This is a genomic window from Corallococcus interemptor (genome assembly GCF_003668875.1).
Taxonomy (GTDB): Bacteria; Myxococcota; Myxococcia; order Myxococcales; family Myxococcaceae; genus Corallococcus; species Corallococcus interemptor.
Genome location: NZ_RAWM01000001.1, coordinates 93,914 through 119,056, shown reverse-complemented (window position 1 = coordinate 119,056; position 25,143 = coordinate 93,914). Strand labels below are relative to the sequence as shown.

The following is a 25,143-nucleotide window of genomic DNA, read 5'->3' as shown; positions in this document are numbered from 1 at the left end:
GTAGCACAGGCCGGGGCTAGATTCGCTCGACCGAGTAGACGCCCGTCAACCGCTCGATGGAGCGCATCAGGTCCGTCAGCTGCTTGAGGTCGGAGATGGTGACCTCGAAGGTGTTGACGGCCCGGTCGTCGCCGGTGGCCCGGCAGTTCGCCTGGGAGATGTTGACGCTCTTCTTGGAGAACGTGTTGGTGATGTCCGCCAACAGGCCCGGCCGGTCCGCCGTCAGCACGCGCAGCGTGACGGGCCGCTTGAAGTCGCCCTTCACGTCCCAGGACACGTCCACGCGCCGCTCGGGGTCCGTGGCCAGGGCCTTCTCACACCCCACCGTGTGCACCGTCACGCCCCGCCCCCGGGTGATGAACCCCGCGATGGGGTCCCCGGGAACGGGGTTGCAACAGCGCCCGAAGCGCACCAGCACGTCGTCCACGCCGCCAATCTGGACGCCGCTGCGGCTGTTGCGCCCGACGAGCCGCTTGGCCAGGTCCGTCATGCGCGACAGGCCCGGCAGCATGGAGGCGTTGTTCCCCGCGCCGCTGCCCGTCCCGCCGCTGTCCGAGGGACGCGGGGGCGGCTCCGCCTGCGCCAGCTTCTCCTGCGGCACGATGCGCTGCACCAGCTGCTGCGGCGTCACCTTGCCGTAGCCAATCGCCACCAGCAGATCGTCCTCGACGCGGAAGCCCAGCTCCTCGGCGACCTTCTTGAGCTCGCCGGACTTCATCTGCTTGTTGAAGTTGAGCTGGAAGCGCTTGAACTCGCGCTCCACCAGCTCGCGGCCCAGCTGCAGGCTCTTGTCGCGCTGCTGCTGCTTGATGAAGCCGCGGATGCGCTGCTGCGCGCGGCTCGTCTTGACGAAGGTGAGCCAGTCCTTGGACGGGTGCGCCTGCGGGCTGGTGAGCACCTCCACCGTGTCGCCGTTCTTCAGCTTGTAGCGCAGGGGAACAATCTTCCCGTTCACCTTCGCGCCCACGCACCGGCCGCCCACGTCGCTATGGATGGCGTACGCGAAGTCCACCGGCGTCGCGCCGCGCGGCAGGCTGCGCACGTCGCCCTTGGGCGTGAAGACAAAAACTTCGTCGGTGAAGAGGTCCACCTTCACCGTCTCCAGGAACTCCTTGGGGTCCTTGAGGTCCTGCTGCCACTCCATCAGCTGGCGCAGCCAGGCGAACTTCTCGTCGTCCTTGGAGATGGGCGCGCGGCCTTCCTTGTAGGCCCAGTGCGCGGCGATGCCCTCTTCGGCGATCTTGTGCATCTCCGCGGTGCGGATCTGCACCTCCACGCGCTCGCTCAACGGACCAATCACCGTGGTGTGCAGGGACTGGTACATGTTGGGCTTCGGGATGGCGATGAAGTCCTTGAAGCGCCCCGGCACCGGCTTCCACATCTGGTGCACCATGCCCAGCGCCTCGTAGCAGGCGGGGACGGACGGCGCGATGATGCGGAACGCGATGATGTCGTGGATCTGATCGAAGTCGATGCCCTGCGACTTGATCTTCTTCCAGATGCTGTAGACGTGCTTGAAGCGCCCGCTGACGTCGCCCTTGAGGCCGCGCTCCTGGAGCTTGGCGCGCATCAGGTCGCAGGTGTCCTCGATGTACGCCTCGCGCTCCTTCTTGCGCTTGTTGAGCTGCTCCTCCAGCGCGAAGAACTCCTGGGGCTTCACGTAGCGGAAGGACAGGTCCTCCAGCTCCGTCTTGATCCAGGAGATGCCCAGGCGGTTGGCCAGGGGCGCGTAGATGTCCAGCGTCTCCTGTCCGATGCGGGCCTGCTTCTCCTCGGACATGTGATCCAGCGTCCGCATGTTGTGCGTGCGGTCCGCCAGCTTCACGAGGATGACGCGGATGTCCTGCGCCATCGCGATGATCATCTTGCGGAAGTTCTCCGCCTGCTTCTCCTCCTGGGAGAGCGTCGCGGACGCGGAGAACTTGGACAGCTTCGTCACGCCGTCCACCAGCTGGGCGACCTCCGGGCCGAAGAGCTCCGTGAGCTCCTCCGCGGTGGCGAGCGTGTCCTCGATGGTGTCGTGGAGGAGTCCGGTGACGATGGACGCCTCGTCCAGCTTCAGCTCCGCCAGGATGCCCGCCACCTCCAGCGGGTGGATGAGGTAGGGCTCTCCCGACTTGCGGAGCTGCCCCTGATGGACCTTGGCCGAGTAGACGTACGCCTTCTTGATGATGTCCAGGTCGGGGTCCGGGTGGTACGACGCAACCCGCTGCAGGATGTCGTTCAGGCGAATCATCGAGGCGGTGACAATCGTAACTGCCTCAAACAGCAGGGGCAACGTTACCCTGGAACATCGCGTGCCCCACCGGGTCCCGGAGCCCGGGCGCTATTGGAGTTTCGTCCGAGGCTTTCGTTGACCGGGCGTTTCACGCCCCCCTAGATTGGCCCTCTGCCCATGTCTCAGCTTCTGCTGTCCACGCTCCCGGTGGTCTGCCCGAAATGTGACGGCTACAACCCGCCACGCTCGGCCACCTGCGTGCTGTGCGGCCAGGCGCTGGAAGAGGCGGCGCCCGCCCCCCGTCCGGCGGCCGCGCCCCCTGCCCGGCCGGCGATGACGCCCGCTGGCACGGGCCCTGGCCGTCCCGCCGCCGTCGCGAGCTTCACGCGCCCCGGAGAGCCGGTCGCGCCGTCCACGCCGCCTCCGCCGCCCAGCGCGGTGCCGCCCGGGCTCAAGCCCTCCGCGCGCACCCCGCCGCCCACCGCCGCCCAGGGCCTGATGGTGGAGGCCCGCCGGGCCGCGCCGCCCGCCGCCGGGACGCCCCAGTCTCCGCCGCGCGCGGGCTACGGGCCGGCCATTCCGCCCGCGAACACCCGCCCCCCTCCGCCCGTGCCGGACAACGCGCTCCCGCCCCGGGGCGGCACGGGGTCCACGGCCCCGGTTCCGGCGGGCGCGCCCCCTCCCGCGGGGCCCACGCCCACGGGCGCCACGGCGCGTCCGGCCCCGGTGGCGTCGCGCTTCGGGCTGGCGGTGATCGCCGGGACGACGCGCGGCCAGCGCTACAAGCTGCCGGTGACGGGCTGTGTGGTGGGCCGCCAGCGCGGGGCCATCCTCTTCCCGGATGACGTCTTCGTGTCGCCGCTGCACGCCACCTTCCTGGTGAAGGACGGCGCCCTCTTCGTGCGCGACGAGTCGAGCGCGTCCGGCGTCTACGTCACCTTCTCCGGCACGGAGCCCCTGGCGCCGCGCGCCCTCTTCAGCGCCGGTCAGCGGCTGTTCCGCTTCACCGGCCGCGTGGAGTCCCCCGCGCCCGTGGCGGGCCGGCCCACCGCGTACGGCTCGCCCGTGCCGCTGGGCCAGGCGCTGTACGGCGTGGAGGAGGTGCACATGGGTGGCAGGGCGGGCCGCGCGGTGGTGACGGCCGCGGCGCTGCTCACCATCGGCCAGGCGCACTGCGACCTCGCGTACCCCAACGACGAGGGGCTCGCCGGCCGGCACTGCGAGCTCAGCCCCACGGCGACGGGCGCCATGCTGAGGGACCTGTCCGGCGGCCTGGGCACCTTCGTGCGCATCCCGCCCGCGACGGAGCGTCCCCTGCGTCCGGGCGACCGCGTCCGCCTGGGCCAGCACGTCATGCAGGTGGAGACGCTGGGCTGACGGGGCGGCTCGCGCCCGACCGGGCCGGGCATCACCAGGCCGGTCCTACGCGAGCACTCCGGGCGCTGACGGACGCGCTACCGCAGCGCGGATCCGCGGGCCGGTCCTACGCCGGCGCTCAGGGCGCCGAGGGACGCGCCACCGGGCTGCCCAGCCGGACCTCGATGTACGCGCGCGCACGCGAGTCCGGCATGTCGGTCAGGTGGCGCACCCACCAGCCGCGGGCCTCGTCGGTGTTGTCGCGCTGCCAGTACAGCTCGCCCAGCTTGAGGGCCAGCTCCGCCTCCGGGTTGTACTGGAAGGCTTCGCGGTAGAGGGACGTGGCGCGGCCCAGCTCGCCGTTGAGCACGTCGCGGTCACCGTCGCGCGTCAGCTTGCGTGCCTTGTCCACGTTGCGCGAGGCGCTGGGGATCTGCCGCTGGTAGTCCGGCACGTCCGCGCCCGCGTTGATGGGACGGGGCGCGTTCTGCGGCGGCTGGTACGCGCCGTTGTCCGCGCCGCTGCCCGCGCCAATGCCGAAGTAGTAGACGAAGAAGCCCACCGCCCCCAGCACCAGCACCGTGGTGAGCGCCTTGAAGAAGAGGATGATGCCCTCGCCGCCACTGGAGGCGGGCGCGACCACGGCGGTCCGGGTGCCCTCCTGCGCGAGCGTGGCCTCCGCGGAGACCGGGGTGCGCGAGTGGGGCAGGCCCTGGACGGTGGCCTCCACCGTCACGTCGTTCCAGCCCGTGTCGTTGCGCGGAGAGTTGTGCGCGGCCTGCGACTTGCGCGGGATGGGGGCCAGCACGCCCGAGGGCTGCGGACGGCGCCCGCCCGAGTCACCGGCGCTGGCGCTGGCGCCCCCGCGGCGGCGCTCCTTGTCCACCGCGAGCAGCTCCGTCTTGAAGGCCGCGGCGTTGGCCGGCCGGTCATCCGGGTCCTTGGACAGGACGCGGAGGATCAGCCGCTCCATGCCCGGGGAGATGCGCGCGTCCGGGCGGCGGCGCGTGGGCGGGGGCGGCTCCTCGGTGAGGTGCTTGGTGGCGAAGCCCACCGCGGAGTCGGACTCGAAGGGCAACAGGCCTGTCATCAGCTGGTAGAGGATGACGCCCACCGCGTACAGGTCCGAGCGGTGGTCCAGCACCGCGCCCCGCGCCTGCTCCGGCGACATGTACTCGGGGGTGCCGCACACGAAGCCCGCGCGCGTGAGGGCCGGGCCCTCGTCCTGCGAGTCGGTGATCTTCGCGATGCCGAAGTCCAGCACCTTCACGAAGTCCGGCTCGTTGCGGCGCTGCTCCACCATGATGTTTTCGGGCTTCAGGTCCCGGTGGATGACGCCCGCGCCGTGCGCGTCCGACAGCGCGCTCAGGATTTGAAGGACGATGCGCACCACGCGCGCCTCGCCCAGCGGCCACTCGCGGCTGAGGAGCTGATGCAGGTCCTGCCCGGCCACGTACTCCATCGCGATGAAGAGCGCGCCGTCGTCGGCCTGGCCGAAGTCCAGCACGCTGATGGAGTTGGGGTGGTTGAGGCGGCTTGCGGCCTTGGCCTCGCGCTGGAAGCGCGCGACGGTGCGCTCGTCCGACAAGAGCGTGTGGCGCAGCACCTTCAGCACCACCATCTTGTCCAGCGCGAGCTGACGGGCGCGGTACACCTTGCCCATGCCGCCCTCGCCGATGAGGGCCTCCACCCGGTACTTGGAGGCAATCGTCTTGCCCACGTATTCGTCGCCGCCGTCCGCCGAGCGCAGGAGCGTCGCGCCGCAGGCGGGGCAGTAGCGGGAGGAGTCTTCGGCGTCGGCGCCGCAGGAAGGGCAGTACACGTCAGCGTCCAGTCGGTGGGGCCGGGACTTCACCATGCCGCTCGGGTGGGGAGCAAGCCGTGCGCTGTCGGGCCCCCCAACGCGGCGCGGGCCTGCTAGAAGGGACGCTCGCATGGACGCCGTGGACTATTGCCCCCGCTGTGACACCGAGAATTCCCGGGATGCCACTGTCTGCCGAGCTTGCGGCTCGGCGCTGCGCTCCGGGACCATGGTGATGGCCGTGGCGCACATCTCGTCGCGCCCGCAGGTGTCCATCCGCGTGGTGCGCGCGGACGGAGGCCCGGAGTCGCTCGTGCGCATGCAGCGCGACACCCTCACCTGCGGACAGCAGGCGGACATCGCGCTCACCGACGACCCGTTCATCATGCCCGTGCAGGCGCGCTTCTTCTTCTCCGGCGCAAGGCTCGCCATCGAGGACGTGGGCGGCGCCAACGGCGTCTTCGTGCGCCTGCGCAACGAGCGTGAATTGCCCGCCGGTGGAGAGCTGCGCCTGGGACGCCAGCGCATGGTGCTGGAGCCCATCCCGGCGGCGGCGCTGGGGCCTGGCGGCACGCAGGTGTGGGGCTCGCCGGATCCCGGCTACCGGCTGCGGCTCATCCAGCTGCTGGAGGGCGGCCTGCGCGGCGCGGCCTTCCCGCTCAAGGACGGGGACAACCTGCTGGGTCGCGAGCAGGGCGACATCGCCTTCCCCACGGACGGCTTCGTGTCCGGGCGGCATGCGCTCCTGCAGGTGCGGGGAGACCGGCTGATGGTGCGCGACGTGGGCTCGTCCAACGGCACCTTCATCCGCCTGGCGGGGCCGACCTTCGTCGACAACGGCGATCACTTCCTCATCGGCCGGCAGCTGCTGCGGGTGGAGATCCAGCCCGCGGCGGTCTGAAGCAACGGACCGCACGGGGACACCGTGCGGTCCGGTGAAGCACTACGGCCTCAGCCGTAGGACTTTTCCTTCTTCTCCTGCTCTTCCTTGCAGCGGATGCAGAGCGTCGTCACCGGACGCGCATCCAGGCGCTTGGGGGAGATGTCCTCCTCGCAGCGCTCGCAGATGCCGAAGGTGCCGTCCTCCACGCGCTTGAGGGCGCCGTCGATCTTCTGCAGGAGGAACTTCTCGCGGTCCCGCAGGCGGAAGACCATGGACTGGGTGTACTCGGAGGCGGCCTGGTCGATTTCGTCAGGCAGGTCGTCCGTGTCGAACGAAGACTCCTCCACCAGGGTCTTCTTCGCGCTTTCGAGCAGGCTCGCTTTGCTGTCCTCGAGCATCTTCTTGTAACGCTTGAGATCTTTCTGGTTCACAGCCTGCGGCTCCGTTGGACGGGTAGAGGGGGCCTGCCCCAAAAAAAGGGCCCGAAAGCTTTATTCATGCAGCTGCCAGTGTCAAGCTGACCGGCTTCAAATCGTGGGTTCACGAGGAGCCCCTTGAGCGACAACACGAAGTTCGATCGGGAATTCTTGCGCTCGGCGCTCACCCTGGCCGCCAAGAGCGAGGTCGACCACTTCCTCTACATCAGCGACGTGCCCATTCCTCCGGATGACCTCCGGGGTAAGCCCGCGCGCAAGAAGCTGGTGTACGCGGTGACGTTGGAACCGCTGGCACAGGAACTCCAGCGCAGGAAGTTCCGCGCGCTGGTCATCCCCGCGTACGACTACTCGCGCACGGAGCGGGTGAAGGTGGCGCTCGTGTCCGCGCTGTCTCAGGGGGCGTTCAAGGAGGGCGACCTCGTGCTCTGCATGACGGGCAAGGTGGGCCGCGCGCCGGACACGCTGATGCAGATGCGCATCGGCGGGTCGCTGGACGACCGGCTGGCCATCGAGGGCGTGAAGCTGGGCGAGGAGTTCAACTCGCAGGTGGTGGACGCGCTGATCCAGCTGGCGCTGCAGATTGGCCAGGAGGGCTTCGAGGGCCATCCCATCGGGACCATCATCACGATTGGTGACCACACGAGCGTGCTGGAGAAGAGCCGGCAGCTCACCATCAACCCGTTCCAGGGCCTGTCGGAGTCCGAGCGCAACGTGCTCGACCCGAAGATTCGCGACGCCATCAAGAACTTCTCCGTGCTGGACGGCGCGTTCGTCATCCGCGAGGATGGCGTGGTGCTGTCCGCGGGCCGCTACCTGTCCGCCAACGACGACACGGTGAAGATTCCCCTGGGCCTGGGCGCGCGCCACGCGGCCTCCGCGGGGATTACTTCCTCCACGCACTGCATCGCGCTCACGGTGAGCCAGACGTCCGGCGCGGTGCGGCTCTTCAAGGGCGGCAACATCGTGCTGGAGCTGCACCAGACCGCGCGGCGGACCTGAAGCAGCCCCCTCCCCTACTTCACGCGCCGGGGCGAAGCGGAGGGCTGGTGCTCCTCGCGGTAGATGTCCGCCAGGGCGTGCGCCTTCTCCACCTCGTCGCGCGCGGCCTCCAGCGCCATCACCCGGTCGAAGCGCTCCACCTGTTCGCGCAGGGCCTCCGTGACGACGCCGCCGGCGGCCATCCGCGCGGACGCGCTCTCACGCTCGATGCGCAGGTCCGCCACGCGCTCGCCCAGCTCACCGGCCGCGCCCAGCAGCAGCTCCGAGTCCCGCTCCGCGCGCCGCAGCGACTCGCGCGTGGACTCCAGCAGGCGCTCGGTCTGCACGCGGTCGCGCTCCAGCACGCCCACGCCCTTCGCGTCTCCTCGGTCCTGCGCCGTCTGGCGCCGTCCGGCGATGTCGCCCAGGCGGGCCGTGTAGCGCGTCACCGAGCGGGACAGCTCGCCCTTCAAGGCCAGCAGCGTGGCGGCGGACTTGCGCACCTCGGCCGCCTGGCGCTCCAGGTCCTCGATGAGCCGATCGAACGTGGCCAGGGGGTCCACGGGCGCCGGGGGTGTCTTCTTGCGTTTGAGGAAGCCGAACATGGCGCGTGCCCTGAAGCCTACCCGAACGGGCGGCAGAGCAGCCGCACCCGTTCCAACGCCTCGCCCACCGGGCGCCCGCCGCCGGACAGCACGGCCAGGTAGCGCGCGGGCGTGAGTCCGTAGACGGACAGCAGGTGCTGCAGGAGCACCACGCTCTCCGTCGCGCGGCGGTCCGTGGGGGCGAGCGACGCGGCCTCGCCCACCGCTTCCAGGATGTCCGTCACCCGCGCCACCAGCTCCGCGCCGGGCGTCTCCGGCACGGCGGGCGTTGCGGGCGTGGGCGGGAAGAGCGCGTCGAAGGAGGCCTCCACGGCCACGCCCGCTCCGGGCGCGCGGCCGGCCGCCACCGCCTCCAGCGCGTCCAGGTGCGGGGCCAGCGCCTCCAGGGCCTCCAGCGAGGCCGGCACGTCGCGAGGCAAGAGCGTGCGCCAGGGCGTGTCGAACTCCGTGCGCGCCCAGCGGATCTCCTCGTCGGAGAGCGGGTGGTAGAAGGCGCGGCCTCCCGCGGCGCGCTGCTCCAGCACCAGGGACTTGAGGTCCGGGTTCTCCTCGCCCAGCGAGATGAAGCTCAGCGCGATGTCCAGGGCGCCCATGGGCGCGCGGGTGCGGCGGATGAGGTCCAGGTCCACGCGGTCCTCGCCGTCGGTGATCAGCACCACCGTGGCGCGAGCGAGATACGGGTCGCGCCCCTGCGCGGCGCGGATGGAGTCGAACGCGGACAGCAGGGCCAGCGAGATGTCCGTCTGCCCCTCCGCGGGTGAGTCCCGGAAGAGCTTCTCAATCTGCCGGGTCGCCTCCGCGGCGGTGTCCACGCGGGCCAGCTCCGTGGGCACGTCGTTGAAGAAGCTGAAGTAGAGCGGGTCGAAGTTCTCTCCGCGCCGCGCCTTCACGCGCAGGTTGTTCAGCTCCGCGATGATGAGGGCGTCACGGAAGCGCGCCCGAGCGCCGTGCATGGAGCCGGAGGCGTCGCAGACATAGACGCGCACGGCGGTGCGCTTCACCTTGCGCGGCTTGGGGGGCGGAGCGTCGTCCAGGTACGTGCGCACGAGCTGCCGGTGCCCCGCGAGGTCCTGGAGCAGGCGCCGCGGATCCGTGATGACGAAGTGGTGGATCTCGTCCAGGCTGCCCGTGGTGGTGAAGGACATCGTCTGCGTCGGATAGGGCACCTGGCGCGGAACGGCGCGCGCGGCGGCGGCGTCCTTCTCGACGATCTCCTCCGACAGCGAGTCCTCCACGTCGAAGTAGCGGGCACACCCCGCCGCCAGGTCGAACGTGGCCAGCTGCTCCGGCTTCAGGGAGAACGCCAGGTCCGCCAGCTGCTCGTCCGGCGCGTCCTCCTTCTCGCGCCCGGAGTCCACCTCGGCGTCCGACTCCCCCAGCCACTGGAGCCGTGCGCCCGCCTCCGCGTCCTCCACCATCCGCGTCAGCCGGGGCTCCGGGGGAAGCAGCGGCGTCAGCGCGCGCCGAGCCGCGGAGGCCAGCTCCGAGTCTCCCGCTTCGATGGCGCGCTCGTAGAGGCCCTGCAACGAACGGTAGGCGCCCCGGGGATCCTTCTGGGCGCTCTCCCGCACGTTGCGCACCAGCGCCTCCAGCGAGCGCGTGGGAGGCACCTCGCGCACCCGCTCGCGTGCCTCCGCCACGTCGTTGCGCAGCGCCATGCTCCGCGCGCGGTCCGCGTCCGTCGTGCCCAGGCGCAGAAGCATCTCGTGGGCCAGGTCCAGGTCACGCCGCTTCTGCACCAGGTCGATGACGTTGTCCCGGGCACGGGCGGCCAGCAGCTCCGCGACGGCCAGGCGGGCATTGGCCGGCGGCCGCTCGCGGGTCGTCCCGGCCGGGCGTTCGAAGATTTCAAACGGCGCGTCGTCACCGCCGGCTGCTTCCAGCGGGCGGCTGAAGAGGTCCGCCACCTTCACCGCGCGGGCCAGCCGCACGAAGCCACGGTCCAGCGCGGTGAGCGCGCCCGACGGCATCTCCCCGGAGCGGTGCGCCCTCTCCACCAGGCGCATGCACTCCTCGAACTCCTCCAGGGCCTGGTTCGCGCGCGCGGCGAGCCCCTGCGCGAGCGCCCCCGCCCTGCCCCGCTGGGTGCCCAGCGCGAGCAGCAGCCGGGCATCGGCGGCGGTATGGACGCCCACGCGGTCCAGCTCGCGGTCGAGCGCCACGAGTACCGGCAGGCCCAGGTCCTCCGGCCCCTTCAGCTTGCGGCCGAAGGGCCAGGACCACGCGCCACCCCGGGCCGTCACGGGCTGGCGGAGCGCATCCAGGCGCTGCCGCAGGGGAGTGAGCCGACGCGCGAGCACGTCTCAGCGCCGCCTTCCGTTCACTGCGCGGTCCGCCGCTCCAGCACCTGCCGGCTGAAGCGTCCGAAGTCCTCGTCGATGCCGCGAAGCTGGGTGGACAGCTTGCGCGCGCGCTCGCCCAATTCGCCCGGGAGCGTCTCCAGCAGGCCCAGGGCGGCACCGAGCCGCACCAACTCGCCCTCCTTGAGCGCGAGCTGGGGGAAGCGGCTGCGCACCAGCCGTTCGAAGGTGCGCTCCGCGTCGGCGCGGCCGTTGAGCGCGTCCGGCGCGGGCAGCGCGGACAGCAGCTGCGTCAGCCAGCTGCGCAGGTACTTGATGCGCGACTGGAGGAAGGACAGCTCCGCCTCGCCCACCGCCGCGTGCACCGTGTCGGAGAGGAACGCCGACGCGGACGGGGGACGCGCCGCCATCAGCTGCCCGTCCAGGGCCACCAGCGCGTAGAGTTCGCCGTCGGGCGCCTGCGCGGACAGCTCGCCCCGGTAGTAGGTGTACGCGTCGCCGCTGAGCACTGCGTTGGGGGCTGGTGGGGGGGTGGCCACCTCGCGCGACAGCACGCGGGCGTGCTCCCGGAGACGGTTCTCCATCAGGTCGCGGCACTCGGCGAGCACCGGCTCCGCCTTCACGCCCTCGCGCCGCAGGTTCTCCGCCACCGCCTGCACCGCGCGGCCGTACTGTTCGATGCGCTCGAAGGGAGTTGCCCCCAGCACCTCGCGCGCGTACGCCACGCTCAGCGGCCGGAGCATCTCCTGCTTCAACCCGGCCTGCGAGGGGTCCAACGCCGTCAGGGCGGTCTCCAGCTGGGTGAGGCGGCGCGAGTCCGCGGACAGCGCATCCAGCGGATCCTTGCGGCCCCGGGGCGCCTGCGCGGGGAACGCCGCCGACACCCGGCGCCGAAGCGCGGCCACAACCCGGCGGCGCGTGTTCCGCTCCGCGTCGCGCAGCCGCGCGTGGAGTGACGGCACCTCCTCGCTGATCAGCGCCACCAGCAAGCCCATCACGCCCAGCTCCTCCTCCAGGTTCTCCGCGAGCCCGACCAGCCACTCCATCTTGACGCTGTCCTCGAACGCGAGCCCCTCCGCCGCGGACGCGCTCATCTCCAGCGCCTGCTCCAGGAACCGCGCGGCCGCTTCACACAGCGCGGGGTAGCCCGGCTTGAGCTCCGGCACCGCCCGGCTCAGCTCCAGCACGTCGCGGATGGCGATGAGCAACGCCACGCCGCCGCGCCCCTCGCCCTGCCCCGTCGCCATGCCGCGCGACAGCCGCTGCTCCAGGGCGGCCACCAGCGCGCGCGCCGCCACCAAGAGCGGCGCCCGGTTCTGGCCATGGCGGGGGCCCGGCACCAGCTTGCCCAGCACGGCGCGCGCGGTGGTGGACACCACGCCCGCCTGCCAGTTGCGGCTCAAGCCCTCCGCCGCGTTCACGTCATCCGCGGCCGCGAGCGTCGTCGCCTCGCGCTCCACGCCGCCGCCCAGCTCCTGGCGCACCTTGCCCAGCACCTCGTCGAAGGTGCGCTGCTCCAGCCGGACGATCTCCAGCTGCGCCCGCTCGCGAGGGTCCACCGCCGTCTTGAGCAGCGCGTCCACCTCCGCCGCGGCCGGGCCGCCCAGCAGGAAGAACCAGCGCAGCGCGTCCAGGTCCTCCACCGTGGCCTCGAGCAGCCGGTCCGGACGGCGGTAGATCTGATCGCGCACCACCGCCGCCTTCAGCGTCCAGAGCGCCTTCACCACCGAGCGCTGGGAGAAGTACTTCGTGGGCACGTAGTCCGGCAGCTTCGACACCTGCGCCACGAGCGCGCGCTCCAGCGCGTCCGTGAGCATCTCCACGCCCTCCAGCACGTGGCCGGGCACCTTCACCTGCGCCACCGCGTCCTGGAGGAGGTCCAGCTGCTGGAGCGTCAGCGTGGCGCGCAGGTCCGGCCGCGTCCCGTGCACGAAGCGGTGCAGCATGGCGGCCCGGCTCTCCCGCCGGGCGAAGGCCTTGGGAACGAAGCTGATGAAGCTCAACCGGTCCGCGAACGCCAGGAGCAGCTCCGGCGAGCGCGCGAGCACCTCCGTGAGGTACCGGTTGCTCGTCATCACCACGCACTCGGTGCGGCCGGCCGTCACCTTGCGGCCGTGCTTCAGCTCCCGCTCGTACATCACGTTGAGGATGGAGCGCAGCAGCATGTCCCGGCCGTCGAAGACCTCGTCCAGGAACGCGTGCACCGCCCCCAGCATGCCCTCGTCGGTGAGGTACTCCGTGCGCCCCGTCTCCGTGAGGACCTTGAAGTCCACCGGCCCGATGAGGTCCGTCTGCAGCGTCGTCTCCGCGATCTGCTTGGAGAACAGCGACGGCAGCCCGGACACCTCGTCGGTGATGCGCCCCAGGACGGCGCTGGCGACCGCGCTCTTCGCGGTCCCGGGCGGCCCCACCACCAGCACGTGCTCGCGGCAGAGCAGCGCCAGTTCAATCTGCGTGAACAGCGTTTCCCGCTCCAGGTACGTCTCCCGCAGCTCCCCGAAGAAGCGGCGAAAGGACTGGGCGGCCTGCAGGTTGGGAGGGGGCGAAGTCACGAAGGCCGCATGCTACCCGCGCCCCTCCCCCTATTTGAAGTGCACCGCGCAGGCCCCGTCGGGGCAGTCGCGACCCGCGATGCGGAAGCGGTAGCGGGCCACGACCCCGTACACCGCGTCCGCCAGCTGCCGCAGTCCGGGCACGTAGTACACGTAGAGCAGCCGCCCCAACGGCCGCCGGCCCAGCGCGCGGACGATGGCCTCCGCTCCCTCCAGGACCCGGCCGTCCGCCTGGATGAGCTGCATGGCCTTCTCGCAGCGCTCGAAGCTCACGCCGGGGAAGGCGTCCAGGACGCCCTCGTCGCGGAACGACAGCAGCTGTGTGCCCGTCCCGCCCACCAGCTTGCGCATCTCCCGCGCGGCGCCGCTGCACACGCGGCAGTGGCTGTCGTAGAGGACCACGTCATGTCCCGGCGGCGTCGTCTGGAGCGTCGTCATGGGTCACCTCCCGCTTGCGCCCAGTATGTCAACGCGGCTTGAGCATCTCATGCAGTTGTCCGTGCACGCTGCGCCAGATGTCATGCTGCCGTTCAATAGGATCCATCAGCGCGAGCCCCACCGACGTCGCCGGAGAGCTGCCCTGGAAGGCCGAGTACTGTCGGATGCGCGTGCCTCCGTTGCCGTCGTCGTCGAAGACGAACTGGTTGGTGCCGCGCAGCGGGTGTCCGTCCAGGGTGGTGATGTGGACGACGCGCTCCGTCTCGTTGAGCTTCACGGTGATGGGCGCCCACACCGGCGGCGGCCCCTGCTCCTCCAGGAACAGCCGGGCGCCATCCGTCAGCACGCTCGCCGCCGGCCGCAGGGAGATGCCCGCCGCGCCGAAGAGCAGCTCCGGGTTGCGGAGGAAGGCCTCGAAGGCGTCCTTCGCGGACACGCCGGGAAGGGTGCTGGTGTAGTCCGTGAGCGCCGTGGGAGCCCCCGCGATGGGCGGGCTCGGGTCCAGCTGCGCCAGCTGCGTGCGCGCGTAGGCGTCCATGGAAGGGCCCCTGTCCAGCGTCACGCTGAAGGCGGCGGCCTGGGTCTGCTCCAAGAGCCGCGCCCCCTGCTTCATCTGCTCCATCACGGACCCCGTGGGCCTCGGCGGGAACGCGCCCCCCACGCCGAAGTCGAAGCCATTGCCCTCCCGCGCCCGGGGCGCCACCTGCGGCGCCCTCGCCGGAGCCGGGTTCGGAGCCGGCGCGCCACTCCCCCGAAACACCTCCACGAAGTTGGCCGGAGCGGCCGACGTCCGTGAAGGCTCCTGTGCGCGCGGGGCCAAAGGAAGGGATGCGCCCTCGGGGGCGGCGAGGTCTGGGAGGAGGCCGGACAACAGCGAGTCGATGCGGGACATGACGGGACACCTTCGTGGAAGGACCGCGAGGAACCCGCCCTCCCCTTGCAGCGCCTCCGCCACTTCCTGTCCGCGTGAATTCGCGGGGTTGCTCCCGGCCCTCATCCCGCGCCCGGCACACCCGTCCAGCGCCGCGGAAGAAAATGAAGAAGGCCGGCGCCCCTCGACGGAGCACCGGCCTCGGGTCTTCAGCCCCCGCTTCGTGGCGGGAGGCTCACGGCCTTACGACTGGCGGAACTCGGCGTCCACCACGTCGTCCTTCGCGGACGGCTGGGCGCTGGAGCCCGGAGCCGCGGAGGGCTCGGCGCCCGGAGGAGGCGTGGCGCCCGGCGCGCCGCCGGTGGCCCGGTACATCTCCTCGGCCGCCTTGTAGCTGGCCTGCTGGAGCTTCTCGAGGGCCGCCTTGATGGCGTCCTTGTCCTGCCCCTCGCGGACCCGGTTCAGCTCCGCGACACCCTCTTCGATGGACTTCGCCACGTCGGGGGTGAGCTTGTCCTTGTTCTCCTTGAGCATCTTCTCCGAGGCGTACGCCGCGCTCTCCGCCTGGTTCTTCACCTCGACCAGCTCGCGGCGAGCCTTGTCCGCGGACTCGTTGCTGCGCGCGTCGTCCACCATCTTCGACACTTCGTCCTTCGACAGACCGGACGAGTGGCTGATGGTGACCTTCTGCTCCTTGCCGGTCGCCTTGTCCTTCGCGCTGACGTTGAGGATGCCGTTCGCGTCGATGTCGAACGTCACCTCAATCTGCGGCACGCCGCGCGGCGCCGGGGGCATGCCCGTCAGGTGGAAGCGGCCGAGGCTGCGGTTGTCGCCCGCCATCTCGCGCTCACCCTGCAGCACGTGGATCTCCACCTGCGTCTGGCCATCCGCCGCCGTGGAGAAGGTCTCCGACTTGCGCGTGGGGATGGTGGTGTTGCGCTCGATGAGCTTCGTCATCACGCCGCCCAGCGTCTCCACGCCCAGCGACAGCGGCGTCACGTCCAGCAGGAGGATGTCCTTCACCTCGCCGGAGAGCACGCCTGCCTGCACCGCGGCGCCCACCGCCACGACCTCGTCCGGGTTCACGGAGCGGTTGGGCTCCTTGCCGAACAGCTTCTTCACCGCCTCCTGCACCAGGGGGATGCGCGTGGTGCCGCCCACCAGCACGACCTCGTTGAGGTCCTTGGGGTCCAGGCCCGCGTCCTTCAGGCACTTGCGGCACGGCTCCAGCGAACGCTCCACCAGCGGGCCAATCATCTGCTCGAACTTGGCGCGCGTGAGCTTCACGTTCAGGTGCTTCGGGCCAGAGGCATCCGCCGTGAGGAACGGCAGGTTGATCTCCGTCTGCGTCGCGCTGGACAGCTCGATCTTGGCCTTCTCCGCCGCCTCCTTCAGGCGCTGGATGACCATCTTGTCCTTGCTGACGTCGAGCCCGGTGTCCTTCTTGAACTCGCTGATCAGCCAGTTCATGATCTCCAGGTCGATGTTGTCGCCGCCCAGGTGCGTGTCGCCGTTGGTCGCGAGCACGTCCACGACGCTCTCGCCCACCTCCAGGATGGACACGTCGAAGGTGCCGCCGCCGAAGTCGTAGACGGCGATCTTCTCATCCTTCTTCTTGTCCATGCCGTACGCGAGCGCGGCCGCGGTGGGCTCGTTCACGATGCGGCGCACGGTGAGGCCGGCGATCTCGCCCGCGTCCTTGGTGGCCTGGCGCTGGGCGTCGTTGAAGTACGCCGGGACGGTGATCACCGCCTCCGTCACCTTCTCACCCAGGTAGTTCTCCGCGGCGCGCTTGAGCTTCAGCAGCACCTGCGCGCTGATCTCCGGGGCGCTGTACTGCTTGCCCGCGATGTCCACGCGCGCGTCGCCGTTGGGGCCACGGCCCACCTTGTAGGGGACGAGCTTCGCTTCCTCGGTCGTCTCCTCGAAACGGCGGCCCATGAAGCGCTTCACCGAGTAGACGGTCTGCTCCGGGTTGGTGATGGCCTGGCGCTTCGCCACCTGACCGACCAGGCGCTCCCCGTCCTTCGTGAACGCGACCACCGAAGGCGTGGTGGGAGCTCCCTCTTCGTTGACGATGACCTTGGGCTCGCGACCCTCCATGATCGCCACCACGCTGTTCGTGGTGCCCAGGTCGATTCCGATAATCTTGCCCACGGTTCCCATCCTCTGGAAATGACTGCGTTTTTCCTGCGAAATCCCGATGTATGCCCAACGTAACCACCCCCCCCGGCGTGTCAAACGCGAGGACGGGTTTCCCCGTAGGCCCGGGCACCCAGCGCAAAGGTGATGACGGCCGCTGCGTAGCGCAGTGCGCAGTCCCCCCTGGCTCCCCCCAGGCTCTTTTGAGGCGCCGCGTCACCTGAACGCCATCCGCGCGCCACGGGTGCGTAACGCGCTCTACACCGCCGTCACCCCGCGGTAGCAACCGGGCGGGCATTTTGGACACCAGCGGACCGTTCAACCCCTCGAAATCACATCAGGGTGCCTGGCTAACGCCGCGCGTCAGGGGTTGGCGAGAAAAGTGCACAGTCCGAACCGCGTCACCGCTGTCATACCGCTCCCCGCCCCCCTGGAGTCGTCCATGCTGGTTCAGCCCCTGCGTTCCACGGACTACCGCCGCTCGCCCGCGGCGCTGCCGTCCGCCGAGCCGAAGGTCGCGGTCCTGCTGAACGCCAACGCCCGCAAGGTGGACGCCCGGGTGGTCAAGCTGCTGTCGCACGTGGTGCCGGAGGAGGACCTCTTCCTGTCGCGCTCGCCGCTGGACGCGCGCCGCATCGCGCAGACGGTGCTGGAGCGGGGCTACCCCACGGTGTTCACCGGCGGCGGCGACGGCACCTTCATGGGCTTCGTCAATGAGGTGCTGCAGCAGGTGGGCCTGCGCGGGAAGTTCGCCGGGCAGGCCGCGCCGCGCTTCGGCATCCTCAAGCTGGGCACGGGCAACGGCATCGCGGCGTTCGTCAACGCGTCCAGCACCCGGGGCGACGGCATCCTCAACGACGTGGTGCGCGCCCGCGCGGCGGAGGTCCCCGGCGTGCGCACCATGGACCTGGTGCAGGTGGACGGCCAGCGTGCCCCGTTCGCGGGCCTGGGCGTGGATGGCAAGGTGCTCAACGACTACATCTCCGTGAAGGAGTCGCTGGGCAAGGGCATGTTCAAGCGGGTCATGTCCGGCGGTGGCGGCTACTTCTCCGCGGTGGCCTTCAAGACGGTGCCGCACTACCTCACCAGCTCCGTGCTGGTGGAGTGCGAGGTGGTCAACGGCCCGTCGGAGGCCTACCGCCTGGGCGCGGAAGGCCAGGCCGTGGGCGGGCCGCTGGCGCCGGGCTCGGTGCTCTTCCGGGGCAAGCTGATGATGGCCGCCGCGGGCACCATGCCCTTCTACGGCTACGGCTTCCGCATGTTCCCCCACGCGAATGACCGCCGGGGCTTCCTGCAGCTGCGCCTGGGCCAGGTGTCGCCCACGCAGGTGCTGGCCAACCTGCCCCGCCTGTGGAACGGCCGCTGGGCTCCGGAAGGCCTCCACGACTTCCACGCCCGCGAGGTCACCATCCGCTTCGCGCGCCCCATGCCCTTCCAGGTCGGCGGCGACGCGGCCGGCTACCGCGAGCAGGTCACGCTGTCCGTGGCGCCCGAGTCCATCGAGCTGCTCGACTTCAACGGCGTGCAGTAACGGCAGTCCCGGCGGTTGAAGGGCCCGGAGTCCTCGGGCCCTCCCCCACGCATCAAGACTCCAACAGACTCAGCCGCGGTCGCGCGATGCCGGGGGCTTCTCACCCGGCTCCTTGCGCCGGCCCACGGCGAACGCGTAGCTGACGCCCGGCTTCAGGTTGTGCTCGCGGTGCAGGGCCAGCTCCTCGCGGAAGGTGGCGCTCTCCGGCGCGGCGGCTTCCGGCAGGTGCGCTTCCATGTCCTTGTAGAGCGCGTCCAGCTCCGTGTCGTGCAGCGACTCCACGGACTCCGGCTCGAAGCCGGCGTTCTCCAGCGCCTGCAACAGCTCGCGCGGGAGCAGCAGCGGCGCGCCCAGGCGCTTCTCCCAGAAGTCCAGCACGGGCTTGGGCGTGAAGCGGCCCACGCGCGCCGGGAAGGTGAAGCCCACGCGGCCGCGCTTGCCCAACAGCGGGCGGAACACGCGCAAGCACACGTCCAGCGGGTAGTGCACGCGCCCCGGCACGAGGATGCCGTGGAAGGGCCCATCCAGCATGCCCAGCGCGTCCGGCGCCACGCGGCGCACCTCAATGCGGTCCGACAGGCCCTGGCTGCGCACGCGCTCGCGGACGGGGGACACCAGCGCTTCGTCCGTGTCCACGGCCACGACGGAGCACTTGAGCTCCTGGGCCAGCAGCACGGCGGCGCCGCCCTCCGGACCACAGCCGAGCACCAGCACGCGGGAGCCCTGTTCGAGCTGGGCCACCTTGGCGAAGCGGCGCGTGGCGTCGTCGGATCCGAACGCGCGCTGCGCCCCCGGCGGGTGGTACAGCGGGAAGTGCTCGGCGGGACTCATGCCACCCTCATATACGCACCCTGGCCGGACTTCCAGCCGCCGGCCGCCTCCGGGCGCCCTGGGGCATCCGCCCGCGCACCGCCTGCCTCACAGGTAGTAGACGATGCGCGGATCCTGGTGCAGCTCGGCGTAGATGGCCCGGCGCTGCTCCTCGGACAACAGCAGCACGGACACGCTCAGGGACACGAACTTCCCCTTGCGGCTGTGCTGCACGTGGATGGAGTCCGGGGAGACCTCCGAGCCCAGCTTCCGGCGGAAGAGCGAGCGCACGTGCTCCTCGAAGCCGGGCGTCTCCTCGACCGTCGCCTTGCCCATCACCTTGTACTCGTAGACGGAGGGGTACTCGACGAGGGGCTTCTTCTCCTCGCCGGGGGTGCCGGGCTTGTCGGTGCCGTCCTGGGTCATGACTCGTCTCTATCAGGCACGGGCCTTCGGCGCTCTACAGCAGGTTGGCCGCCAACTCGGCCAGCATGCTGCGCTCGCCCTTGGCCATGGTGATGTGGCCGGCGATCTTCTCGTTCTTGAAGCGGTTGACCACGTGGACGAGCCCGTTGTTCGTGGAGTCCACGTACGGGTTGTCGATCTGGAACGGGTCGCCGGTGAGGATGATCTTCGTGTTGTCGCCCACGCGGGTGAGGATCGTTTTCACCTCGTGCGGGGTGAGGTTCTGCGCCTCGTCCACGATGATGAACTGGTTGGGGATGCTGCGCCCGCGGATGTACGTGAGCGGCTCAATCTCCATCAGCCCCAGGTCGATGAGCTCATGGTGGCCGCGCCCGGCCTTCTTGTCCGCGCGGCTGAGGTTCATGAGGAACTCGACGTTGTCGAAGATGGGCTGCATCCAGGGGTTCAACTTCTCCTCGACGCTGCCCGGCAGGTAGCCGATGTCCCGGCCCAGGGGGAAGATGGGACGGCTGACCAGCAGCTTGTGGTACAGCCCCTCCTCCGTCACCTTCTGCAGGCCCGCGGCGATGGCGAGCAGCGTCTTGCCCGTGCCCGCCTTGCCAACGATGGTGACGAGCTTGATGTCGTCGTTGAGCAGCAGGTCCAGGCAGAAGGCCTGTTCCATGTTGCGCGGCCGGATGCCCCAGGTGCCTTCCTTGCTGCTGCGCGCGAGCGGCACCAGCCGCGCCTTGGCGCCGTTGAAGCGGGCCATGGCGGTGTGGGACGGGTTGAGCTCATCCTTGAGCAGCACCAGCTGGTTGGGGAAGAGCCGGTCCTGGGCCGGCACCTCCACCTCGCCGCCGGGCTTGTAGAGCGCATCCACCATCTCCGTGGGGACGAGCAGCTCCGTGAAGCCGGTGTAGAGGTCGGTGATTTCGACGCGCTCGGTGTCGAAGTCCTGGGCGGACAGGCCCAGGGCGTCGGCGCGGATGCGCAGGTTGGTGTCCTTGGTGATGAAGACGGCCTGGGTTTCCGGCTCGGTCTCCATCAGGTCCAGGGCCACCGCGAGGATGCGGTTGTCCACCAGGTTGCTGTCCGCCATGGAGGACGGCAGCGAACGGTCGGTGAAGGCCACGCGGAGCATCCCGCCGTGCGGCAGCGGGACGCCCTCCTTCATGGAGCCTTCCGCGCGGAAGGAGTCCAGGTAGCGCGCCACCAGTCGCGCGTTGCGCCCCAGCTCGGAGAGATCGCGCTTGAACTGATCGATCTCCTCGATGACGTAGATGGGGATGATGACGTTGTTGTCCTTGAACCCGTAGATGCTGCGGGGGTCATGGAGGAGGACGTTCGTGTCGAGGATGAAGTTCTTTCGCATCGAGGGCTTCGCGACCTGACCTGGTTCGGGTGCGATTGCTGACGGCGAGCGACGACCTTGGGTGACCGACGACGCTCAATATAGGCACCGAACGAGGGGCCACCAGCCGCATTCCCGTCTGAAAGCACGGCGGTCCGTCCGAAACAGCACGCCGCTCCAGGCTCGAAACAGGGCGCTACAACGCCCCCTCAGGGCGTCGCGGCCGTGCGCGGCGCAGCGGGCGCGGGCTCCCCGGCGTCCTGGTACAGCGACGCGGGCGCCAGCGGATCATACCCGAGCATCTCCACCACCCTCTCGGGCGGGGGGCCGGGAGGCATGCGGGCCCAGGGGAAGCGCGCCTGCAGCGCCTCTTCGTCCAGCGACAGCGTCTGCTTCGAATGGAAGCGCCACGCCCGCTGCCAGCCGCGCGTCTCCAGCCGCCGGGCCACCCGGCGCGACAGGGGGCTGATCATCGGCGTGGGCGTGAAGAGGGCCGGCTGCCCCTCCGCGTCCCGCATGCAGCCCAGCTCCACCGCCCATGCCAGCACCCAGCGGGGCCAGCCGCGCCCCGCGCGGCGAAGGGCGCTGAAGTGCCCTTGCTTCGCGCCATCCACGAAGGTGAAGCGCGGCTCGTAGACGCACGCCGCGGAGAACGTCGCGGGCATCAGCGCCACGCCTTCCGCGCCGATGCGGCGGGCCATGAGGTGCAACAGCTCCATCAGGTCACGAGACAGGGAGAGGCCGGGGTGGAGCTGTCCCGGCAGCGGCGGGCGGTTCCAGTCGAAGGGGCGCCCCGGGTGCTGCAACAGGAGGCTGTCCACGTAGAGCAGCGGGGCTTCCGCGGTGGAGCGGGTGAAGCCCACCTCCGCGCCCGGGGCCTGGCGCAGGGACAGGTCCACGACGGGCGAGTGGTAACGGCGGCTCAGGAGGGTGATGCGCGGCTGGAACGGGTCCTGGCAGGACAGGCGCAGCTCGACGGGGCCCACCCGATCTTCCAGGCGCTGGGCGAAGCCGTAGGCCTGGAGGGCGCGCTCCAGGCCCTCGCGGCTGTAGGTGCCGAACGCCAGGCCCACGCGGTCGGCGCCGGGCTCCAGGCCCAGGTCGTCCAGGGACAGGGGTGCCTCCGCGGACGCGGCCAGGTCCACGCTGCTCAGGCGCGAATAGGTGCGGCGAGCATGGGAGCTGAGCTCTGGCGTCCGGGGCATGGGGGCGTCCTGCGTCCTAGTCGTAGCGGATGTCCACCAGGGTGAGCTCAATCTCACCCCGTGGGCGCCGCACCTCCACGGTGTCGCCCTGGGACTTGCGCAGCAGCGCGCGGCCCATGGGTGACTCGACGCTGATGCGGCCTCCGGATGCGTCGATCTCGTCCGAGCCGACAATCTGGTACGTGCTGCGCGTTCCGTCCTCGTCCTCCAGGGTGACGGTGGCGCCGAAGTAGACTTTCGAGCGGTCCCCCTGTTCCGAGGGGGTGACGATGGTGGCGGTGTCCAGGCGCTTCTGGAGGAAGCGGATGCGCCGGTCGATCTCCCTCAGGCGCTTCTTGCCGTAGATGTATTCAGCGTTTTCTGAACGGTCGCCCTGGGCGGCGGCGGCGGAGACCTCGGCGGTGACCTTGGGGCGGGCCTCGTTGAGCAGCTGGAGCAGCTCGCGGTGCATGCGCTCGGCGCCCACGCGGGTGAGGTAGCGGCGGAACGGGGCCTGCTCCCCTGCCTCTTCGTCCTCGGGGGTGTCGGGCGGTTCAGGAACTTCCTGGGACATGCCCTGTGTATAGCGCCCGGTGCTGACGGATGGAGGGGGCCCGGCGGCTGGATGTTCACCGGGGCCAGGACGGAGCGTGTCAGGAAGGGGCGCCTGCGATCGCCAGTGGAACTCCCCGGGCGCTGCTGGTAGGAAGCGCCTCGCGGAGCCGCTGGCGGATCCGCAGTCGGTGCTAAAAAAAGAATAGCGAGTCGCTAGCTCAGCTGGTAGAGCACCGGCCTTTTAAGCCGAGGGTCGGGGGTTCGAGCCCCCCGCGACTCAAGCAGTGACGACGTCCCCGTCGTCTAGAGGCCCAGGACGCTGGCCTTTCAAGCCGGTAACACGGGTTCGAATCCCGTCGGGGACACTGGAACAGCCCCGTAGGTACCCGGAAGCAACGGGTACCTACGGGGCTGAGCCTTTTCTGGGGATCGCTGGAGTCCGGTCGATGACGTACGGATTGCGTATGGGAATCCCCTTGCGACTCGCCTCTCCCGCCCATCGACGAGCCCTCCAATGCGAAGGGGCCTTGAGAGCTTCACGCAGTGCCGCATGGTCGGAGTCCAGCAGCGCTGAGTAAAAGTGGAAGCCCCGTGAACTGGGGGAGCACCTTGGAGGTTGCGGTATGCTCCACCGCCGATGGCTCTCCCCTCTCCCCTGACTCCTCAGCAGCGGCGATCCGCGCTTGAACAGCTCTCCCGTGACCGGCTCATCCGCATCTCCGATCACTTCAAGTTGGATGTTGGCGACCGTCGAGTTGCTGAAAACCACATCAGCGCAATCATTGAATCCAAGTCCGTGGACTTCGGAGAATTGCTCGGCCTGCTCAAGCGCGAAGAGCTTCAGGCCATTTGCGATAGTCTAGGATTGGACCGGGGTGGTCGTGAAAAAGATGTCCTCGTTCAGCGAATCCTGAGCCTCGGCGAAACCACAGACGAAGTTGAGACCGCAGCCAATGCGTCCGTTGCTACTCAGCCTCAGGCCGGTACGAGTAAACGGGCTCGCACAGAGAAGAACGGCGGAGATCTCGGCTTCGAGGCCACCCTCTGGCAGGCGGCCGACAAGCTCCGAAACAATCTCGATGCCGCCGAGTACAAGCATGTGGTCCTCGGCCTGATCTTCCTCAAGTACGTCAGCGACGCATTCGAGGAGCGCCGAGCCCAACTCCTGGCCGAAGCAGACCAGGGTGCGGATGCCGAGGACCCAGACGAGTACCGGGCTGAGAACATTTTCTGGGTCCCTAGAGAGGCACGCTGGTCTCAGCTCCAGGCGCAGGCGAAGCAACCGACCATCGGAAAGCTCGTGGACGACGCCATGGTCGCCATTGAGAGGGACAACCCTAGCCTCAAAGGCGTCCTTCCGAAGGAGTATGCGCGCCCGGGGCTCGACAAGCAGCGCCTTGGCGAACTGCTCGACCTCATCGGCAGCATCGGCCTTGGCAATCGGGAGAACCGCAGTAAGGACATCCTCGGCCGGGTCTACGAGTACTTCCTTTCGGAGTTCGCCAGCGCCGAGGGCAAGAAGGGTGGCCAGTTCTACACGCCCCGGTCCGTGGTGAAGCTGCTCGTCGAGATGTTGGCGCCGTACCGTGGCCGGGTGTTTGACCCTTGCTGCGGTAGCGGCGGCATGTTCATCCAGAGTGAGAAGTTTGTGGAGGCCCACGGTGGCAAGCTCGGAGACATCAGCATCTTTGGCCAGGAGTCGAACCCCACGACGTGGCGCTTAGCCAAGATGAACTTGGCGATCCGAGGCATCGATGCAAATCTGGGCGCGGAGAACGCCAACAGCTTCCATCGAGACCAGCACAAGGACTTGAAGGCTGACTATGTGCTGGCCAACCCGCCGTTCAACGACAGCGACTGGGGCGGCGACCGGCTCCGCGAAGATGTCCGCTGGAAGTTCGGGGTTCCCCCAGTCGGCAGCGCGAACTTCGCGTGGGTCCAACACTTCATCCACCACCTGTCGCCAACAGGGATAGCGGGCTTCGTCTTAGCCAACGGCAGCATGTCCTCGAATCAGAGCGGAGAGGGCGACATTCGCCGGACCCTCATTGAGGCCGATCTCGTGGACTGCATGGTGGCCTTGCCAGGACAACTTTTTTACTCGACGCAGATCCCAGTCTGCCTGTGGTTCCTAGCCCGTGACAAGAGGAATGGACGGTTCCGAGAGCGGCGCGGCGAGACCCTCTTCATTGATGCCCGGAAACTCGGGCGGATGATTGATCGCACGCATCGCGAGTTGACCGGTGAAGACATCGCTCTGGTAGCTGACACCTACCATGCATGGAGAGGCGACCAAGGATCCAGGAAGTATGAGGATGTGGCTGGCTTCTGCAAGGCAGCGAGGCACGACGAAATCGCGGCGCACGGTTTCGTGCTTACGCCTGGTCGATATGTTGGAGCGATTGACGTACAGACTGAAGATGAGTCCTTTGAGCAGCGGATGGGTCGACTGACAATGCAACTCCGAGAGCAGATGACTATGGCGGCACGCCTGGAGGGCGAAATCCGGGAGCGCCTGAGGAGTATCGGGTATGTGGTCTGACAGGGCCCTTCTATGCGACCTTCTCGAAGTAACGAAGGATGGAGAATGGGGCTCAGACGTCCCGGGTCCTGGGCTTGCTGAAGCACGAGTGATCCGTGGTACGGATTTCCCAGCAGTCCGCGATGGAGACTACTCAGCGATTCCGAGTCGATTCATCGACGTCCAGCTGCTTGAGCGAAAG

At 69.4% G+C, this 25,143-nt stretch carries 19 protein-coding genes and 2 tRNA genes; 7 read left to right on the top strand and 14 right to left on the bottom strand.

The features are described from left to right. Positions 1-16: 16 nt before the first annotated feature. On the bottom strand, positions 17-2,236 hold the full coding sequence (locus D7X96_RS00465; RefSeq protein WP_120548198.1) for a RelA/SpoT family protein: 2,220 nt from the start codon (positions 2,234-2,236) through the stop codon (positions 17-19). 159 nt (positions 2,237-2,395) lie between these two features. On the opposite strand from D7X96_RS00465, the gene D7X96_RS00460 reads away from it, so the two are divergent. Further along, the gene (locus D7X96_RS00460) at positions 2,396-3,595 is read left to right on the top strand and encodes an FHA domain-containing protein (protein WP_121768715.1); all 1,200 of its coding nucleotides are present in this window, start codon (positions 2,396-2,398) and stop codon (positions 3,593-3,595) included. A gap of 118 nt (positions 3,596-3,713) precedes the next feature. On the opposite strand, the gene D7X96_RS00455 is transcribed toward D7X96_RS00460, so the two are convergent. Continuing rightward, the gene (locus D7X96_RS00455) at positions 3,714-5,396 is read right to left on the bottom strand and encodes a serine/threonine-protein kinase (protein WP_120551498.1); all 1,683 of its coding nucleotides are present in this window, start codon (positions 5,394-5,396) and stop codon (positions 3,714-3,716) included. Positions 5,397-5,508: 112 nt separating this feature from the next. Between D7X96_RS00455 and D7X96_RS00450 the strand changes: the two genes are divergently transcribed. After that, positions 5,509-6,276: a double zinc ribbon and FHA domain-containing protein gene (locus D7X96_RS00450; RefSeq protein ID WP_120551483.1), complete on the top strand. Its 768-nt coding sequence runs from the start codon at positions 5,509-5,511 to the stop codon at positions 6,274-6,276. A gap of 50 nt (positions 6,277-6,326) precedes the next feature. Here D7X96_RS00450 and D7X96_RS00445 read toward each other — a convergent pair whose 3' ends face one another. Continuing rightward, positions 6,327-6,689 carry a TraR/DksA family transcriptional regulator gene (locus D7X96_RS00445; RefSeq protein ID WP_014395767.1) on the bottom strand — a complete coding sequence of 121 codons (363 nt, stop codon included), beginning with the start codon at positions 6,687-6,689 and terminating at the stop codon, positions 6,327-6,329. A 123-nt stretch (positions 6,690-6,812) separates the two neighbouring features. On the opposite strand from D7X96_RS00445, the gene D7X96_RS00440 reads away from it, so the two are divergent. Then, positions 6,813-7,694 carry a DNA integrity scanning protein DisA nucleotide-binding domain protein gene (locus D7X96_RS00440; protein ID WP_120551484.1) on the top strand — a complete coding sequence of 294 codons (882 nt, stop codon included), beginning with the start codon at positions 6,813-6,815 and terminating at the stop codon, positions 7,692-7,694. A gap of 14 nt (positions 7,695-7,708) precedes the next feature. Here the strand turns inward: D7X96_RS00440 and D7X96_RS00435 are convergent, their stop codons facing one another. The 6 genes from D7X96_RS00435 to dnaK all read right to left on the bottom strand — a co-directional run bounded on the left by D7X96_RS00435 (position 7,709) and on the right by dnaK (position 16,596). Further along, complete coding sequence (locus tag D7X96_RS00435) at positions 7,709-8,278, bottom strand: PspA/IM30 family protein (RefSeq protein ID WP_120551485.1); 570 nt, start codon at positions 8,276-8,278, stop codon at positions 7,709-7,711. 17 nt (positions 8,279-8,295) lie between these two features. Then, a complete protein-coding gene (locus tag D7X96_RS00430; protein ID WP_121768714.1) occupies positions 8,296-10,578 on the bottom strand; it encodes a vWA domain-containing protein in 2,283 nt (760 codons plus the stop codon). Positions 10,579-10,598: 20 nt separating this feature from the next. Beyond that, on the bottom strand, positions 10,599-13,130 hold the full coding sequence (locus D7X96_RS00425) for an AAA family ATPase (protein WP_121768713.1): 2,532 nt from the start codon (positions 13,128-13,130) through the stop codon (positions 10,599-10,601). Between the two features lie 30 nt (positions 13,131-13,160). Then, the gene (locus D7X96_RS00420) at positions 13,161-13,568 is read right to left on the bottom strand and encodes a thiol-disulfide oxidoreductase DCC family protein (protein ID WP_120551488.1); all 408 of its coding nucleotides are present in this window, start codon (positions 13,566-13,568) and stop codon (positions 13,161-13,163) included. Positions 13,569-13,596: 28 nt separating this feature from the next. Next, on the bottom strand, positions 13,597-14,460 hold the full coding sequence (locus tag D7X96_RS00415; RefSeq protein ID WP_121723130.1) for a hypothetical protein: 864 nt from the start codon (positions 14,458-14,460) through the stop codon (positions 13,597-13,599). A 222-nt stretch (positions 14,461-14,682) separates the two neighbouring features. Next, positions 14,683-16,596 carry a molecular chaperone DnaK gene (dnaK, locus tag D7X96_RS00410; protein ID WP_120551499.1) on the bottom strand — a complete coding sequence of 638 codons (1,914 nt, stop codon included), beginning with the start codon at positions 16,594-16,596 and terminating at the stop codon, positions 14,683-14,685. Between the two features lie 427 nt (positions 16,597-17,023). Here dnaK and D7X96_RS00405 point away from each other — a divergent pair, with 427 nt between their 5' ends. Continuing rightward, positions 17,024-18,112, top strand: a complete 1,089-nt coding sequence (locus D7X96_RS00405) for a diacylglycerol/lipid kinase family protein (RefSeq protein ID WP_121768712.1) — start codon at positions 17,024-17,026, stop codon at positions 18,110-18,112. A gap of 69 nt (positions 18,113-18,181) precedes the next feature. On the opposite strand, the gene D7X96_RS00400 is transcribed toward D7X96_RS00405, so the two are convergent. The 5 genes from D7X96_RS00400 to greB all read right to left on the bottom strand — a co-directional run bounded on the left by D7X96_RS00400 (position 18,182) and on the right by greB (position 22,439). Continuing rightward, positions 18,182-18,943 (bottom strand): SAM-dependent methyltransferase, encoded by a 762-nt coding sequence (locus D7X96_RS00400; RefSeq protein ID WP_120551491.1) that lies wholly within the window; start codon positions 18,941-18,943, stop codon positions 18,182-18,184. A gap of 87 nt (positions 18,944-19,030) precedes the next feature. Further along, entirely contained in the window at positions 19,031-19,348 is a 318-nt protein-coding gene (locus D7X96_RS00395; RefSeq protein WP_120551492.1) for an HP0495 family protein, read from the bottom strand. Between the two features lie 34 nt (positions 19,349-19,382). Continuing rightward, the gene (locus D7X96_RS00390; RefSeq protein WP_121723128.1) at positions 19,383-20,702 is read right to left on the bottom strand and encodes a PhoH family protein; all 1,320 of its coding nucleotides are present in this window, start codon (positions 20,700-20,702) and stop codon (positions 19,383-19,385) included. 188 nt (positions 20,703-20,890) lie between these two features. Further along, entirely contained in the window at positions 20,891-21,886 is a 996-nt protein-coding gene (locus D7X96_RS00385) for a deacetylase (RefSeq protein WP_120551494.1), read from the bottom strand. A gap of 16 nt (positions 21,887-21,902) precedes the next feature. Beyond that, entirely contained in the window at positions 21,903-22,439 is a 537-nt protein-coding gene (gene greB / locus D7X96_RS00380) for a transcription elongation factor GreB (protein WP_120551495.1), read from the bottom strand. A 188-nt stretch (positions 22,440-22,627) separates the two neighbouring features. Here greB and D7X96_RS00375 point away from each other — a divergent pair. From D7X96_RS00375 to D7X96_RS00365, 3 genes are all read left to right on the top strand, one after another. Further along, positions 22,628-22,700, top strand: a tRNA-Lys gene (locus tag D7X96_RS00375). Between the two features lie 12 nt (positions 22,701-22,712). Beyond that, positions 22,713-22,785: transfer RNA gene (locus D7X96_RS00370), tRNA-Glu, on the top strand. Between the two features lie 272 nt (positions 22,786-23,057). Further along, complete coding sequence (locus tag D7X96_RS00365) at positions 23,058-24,962, top strand: N-6 DNA methylase (protein ID WP_121768711.1); 1,905 nt, start codon at positions 23,058-23,060, stop codon at positions 24,960-24,962. Positions 24,963-25,143 lie beyond the last annotated feature (181 nt).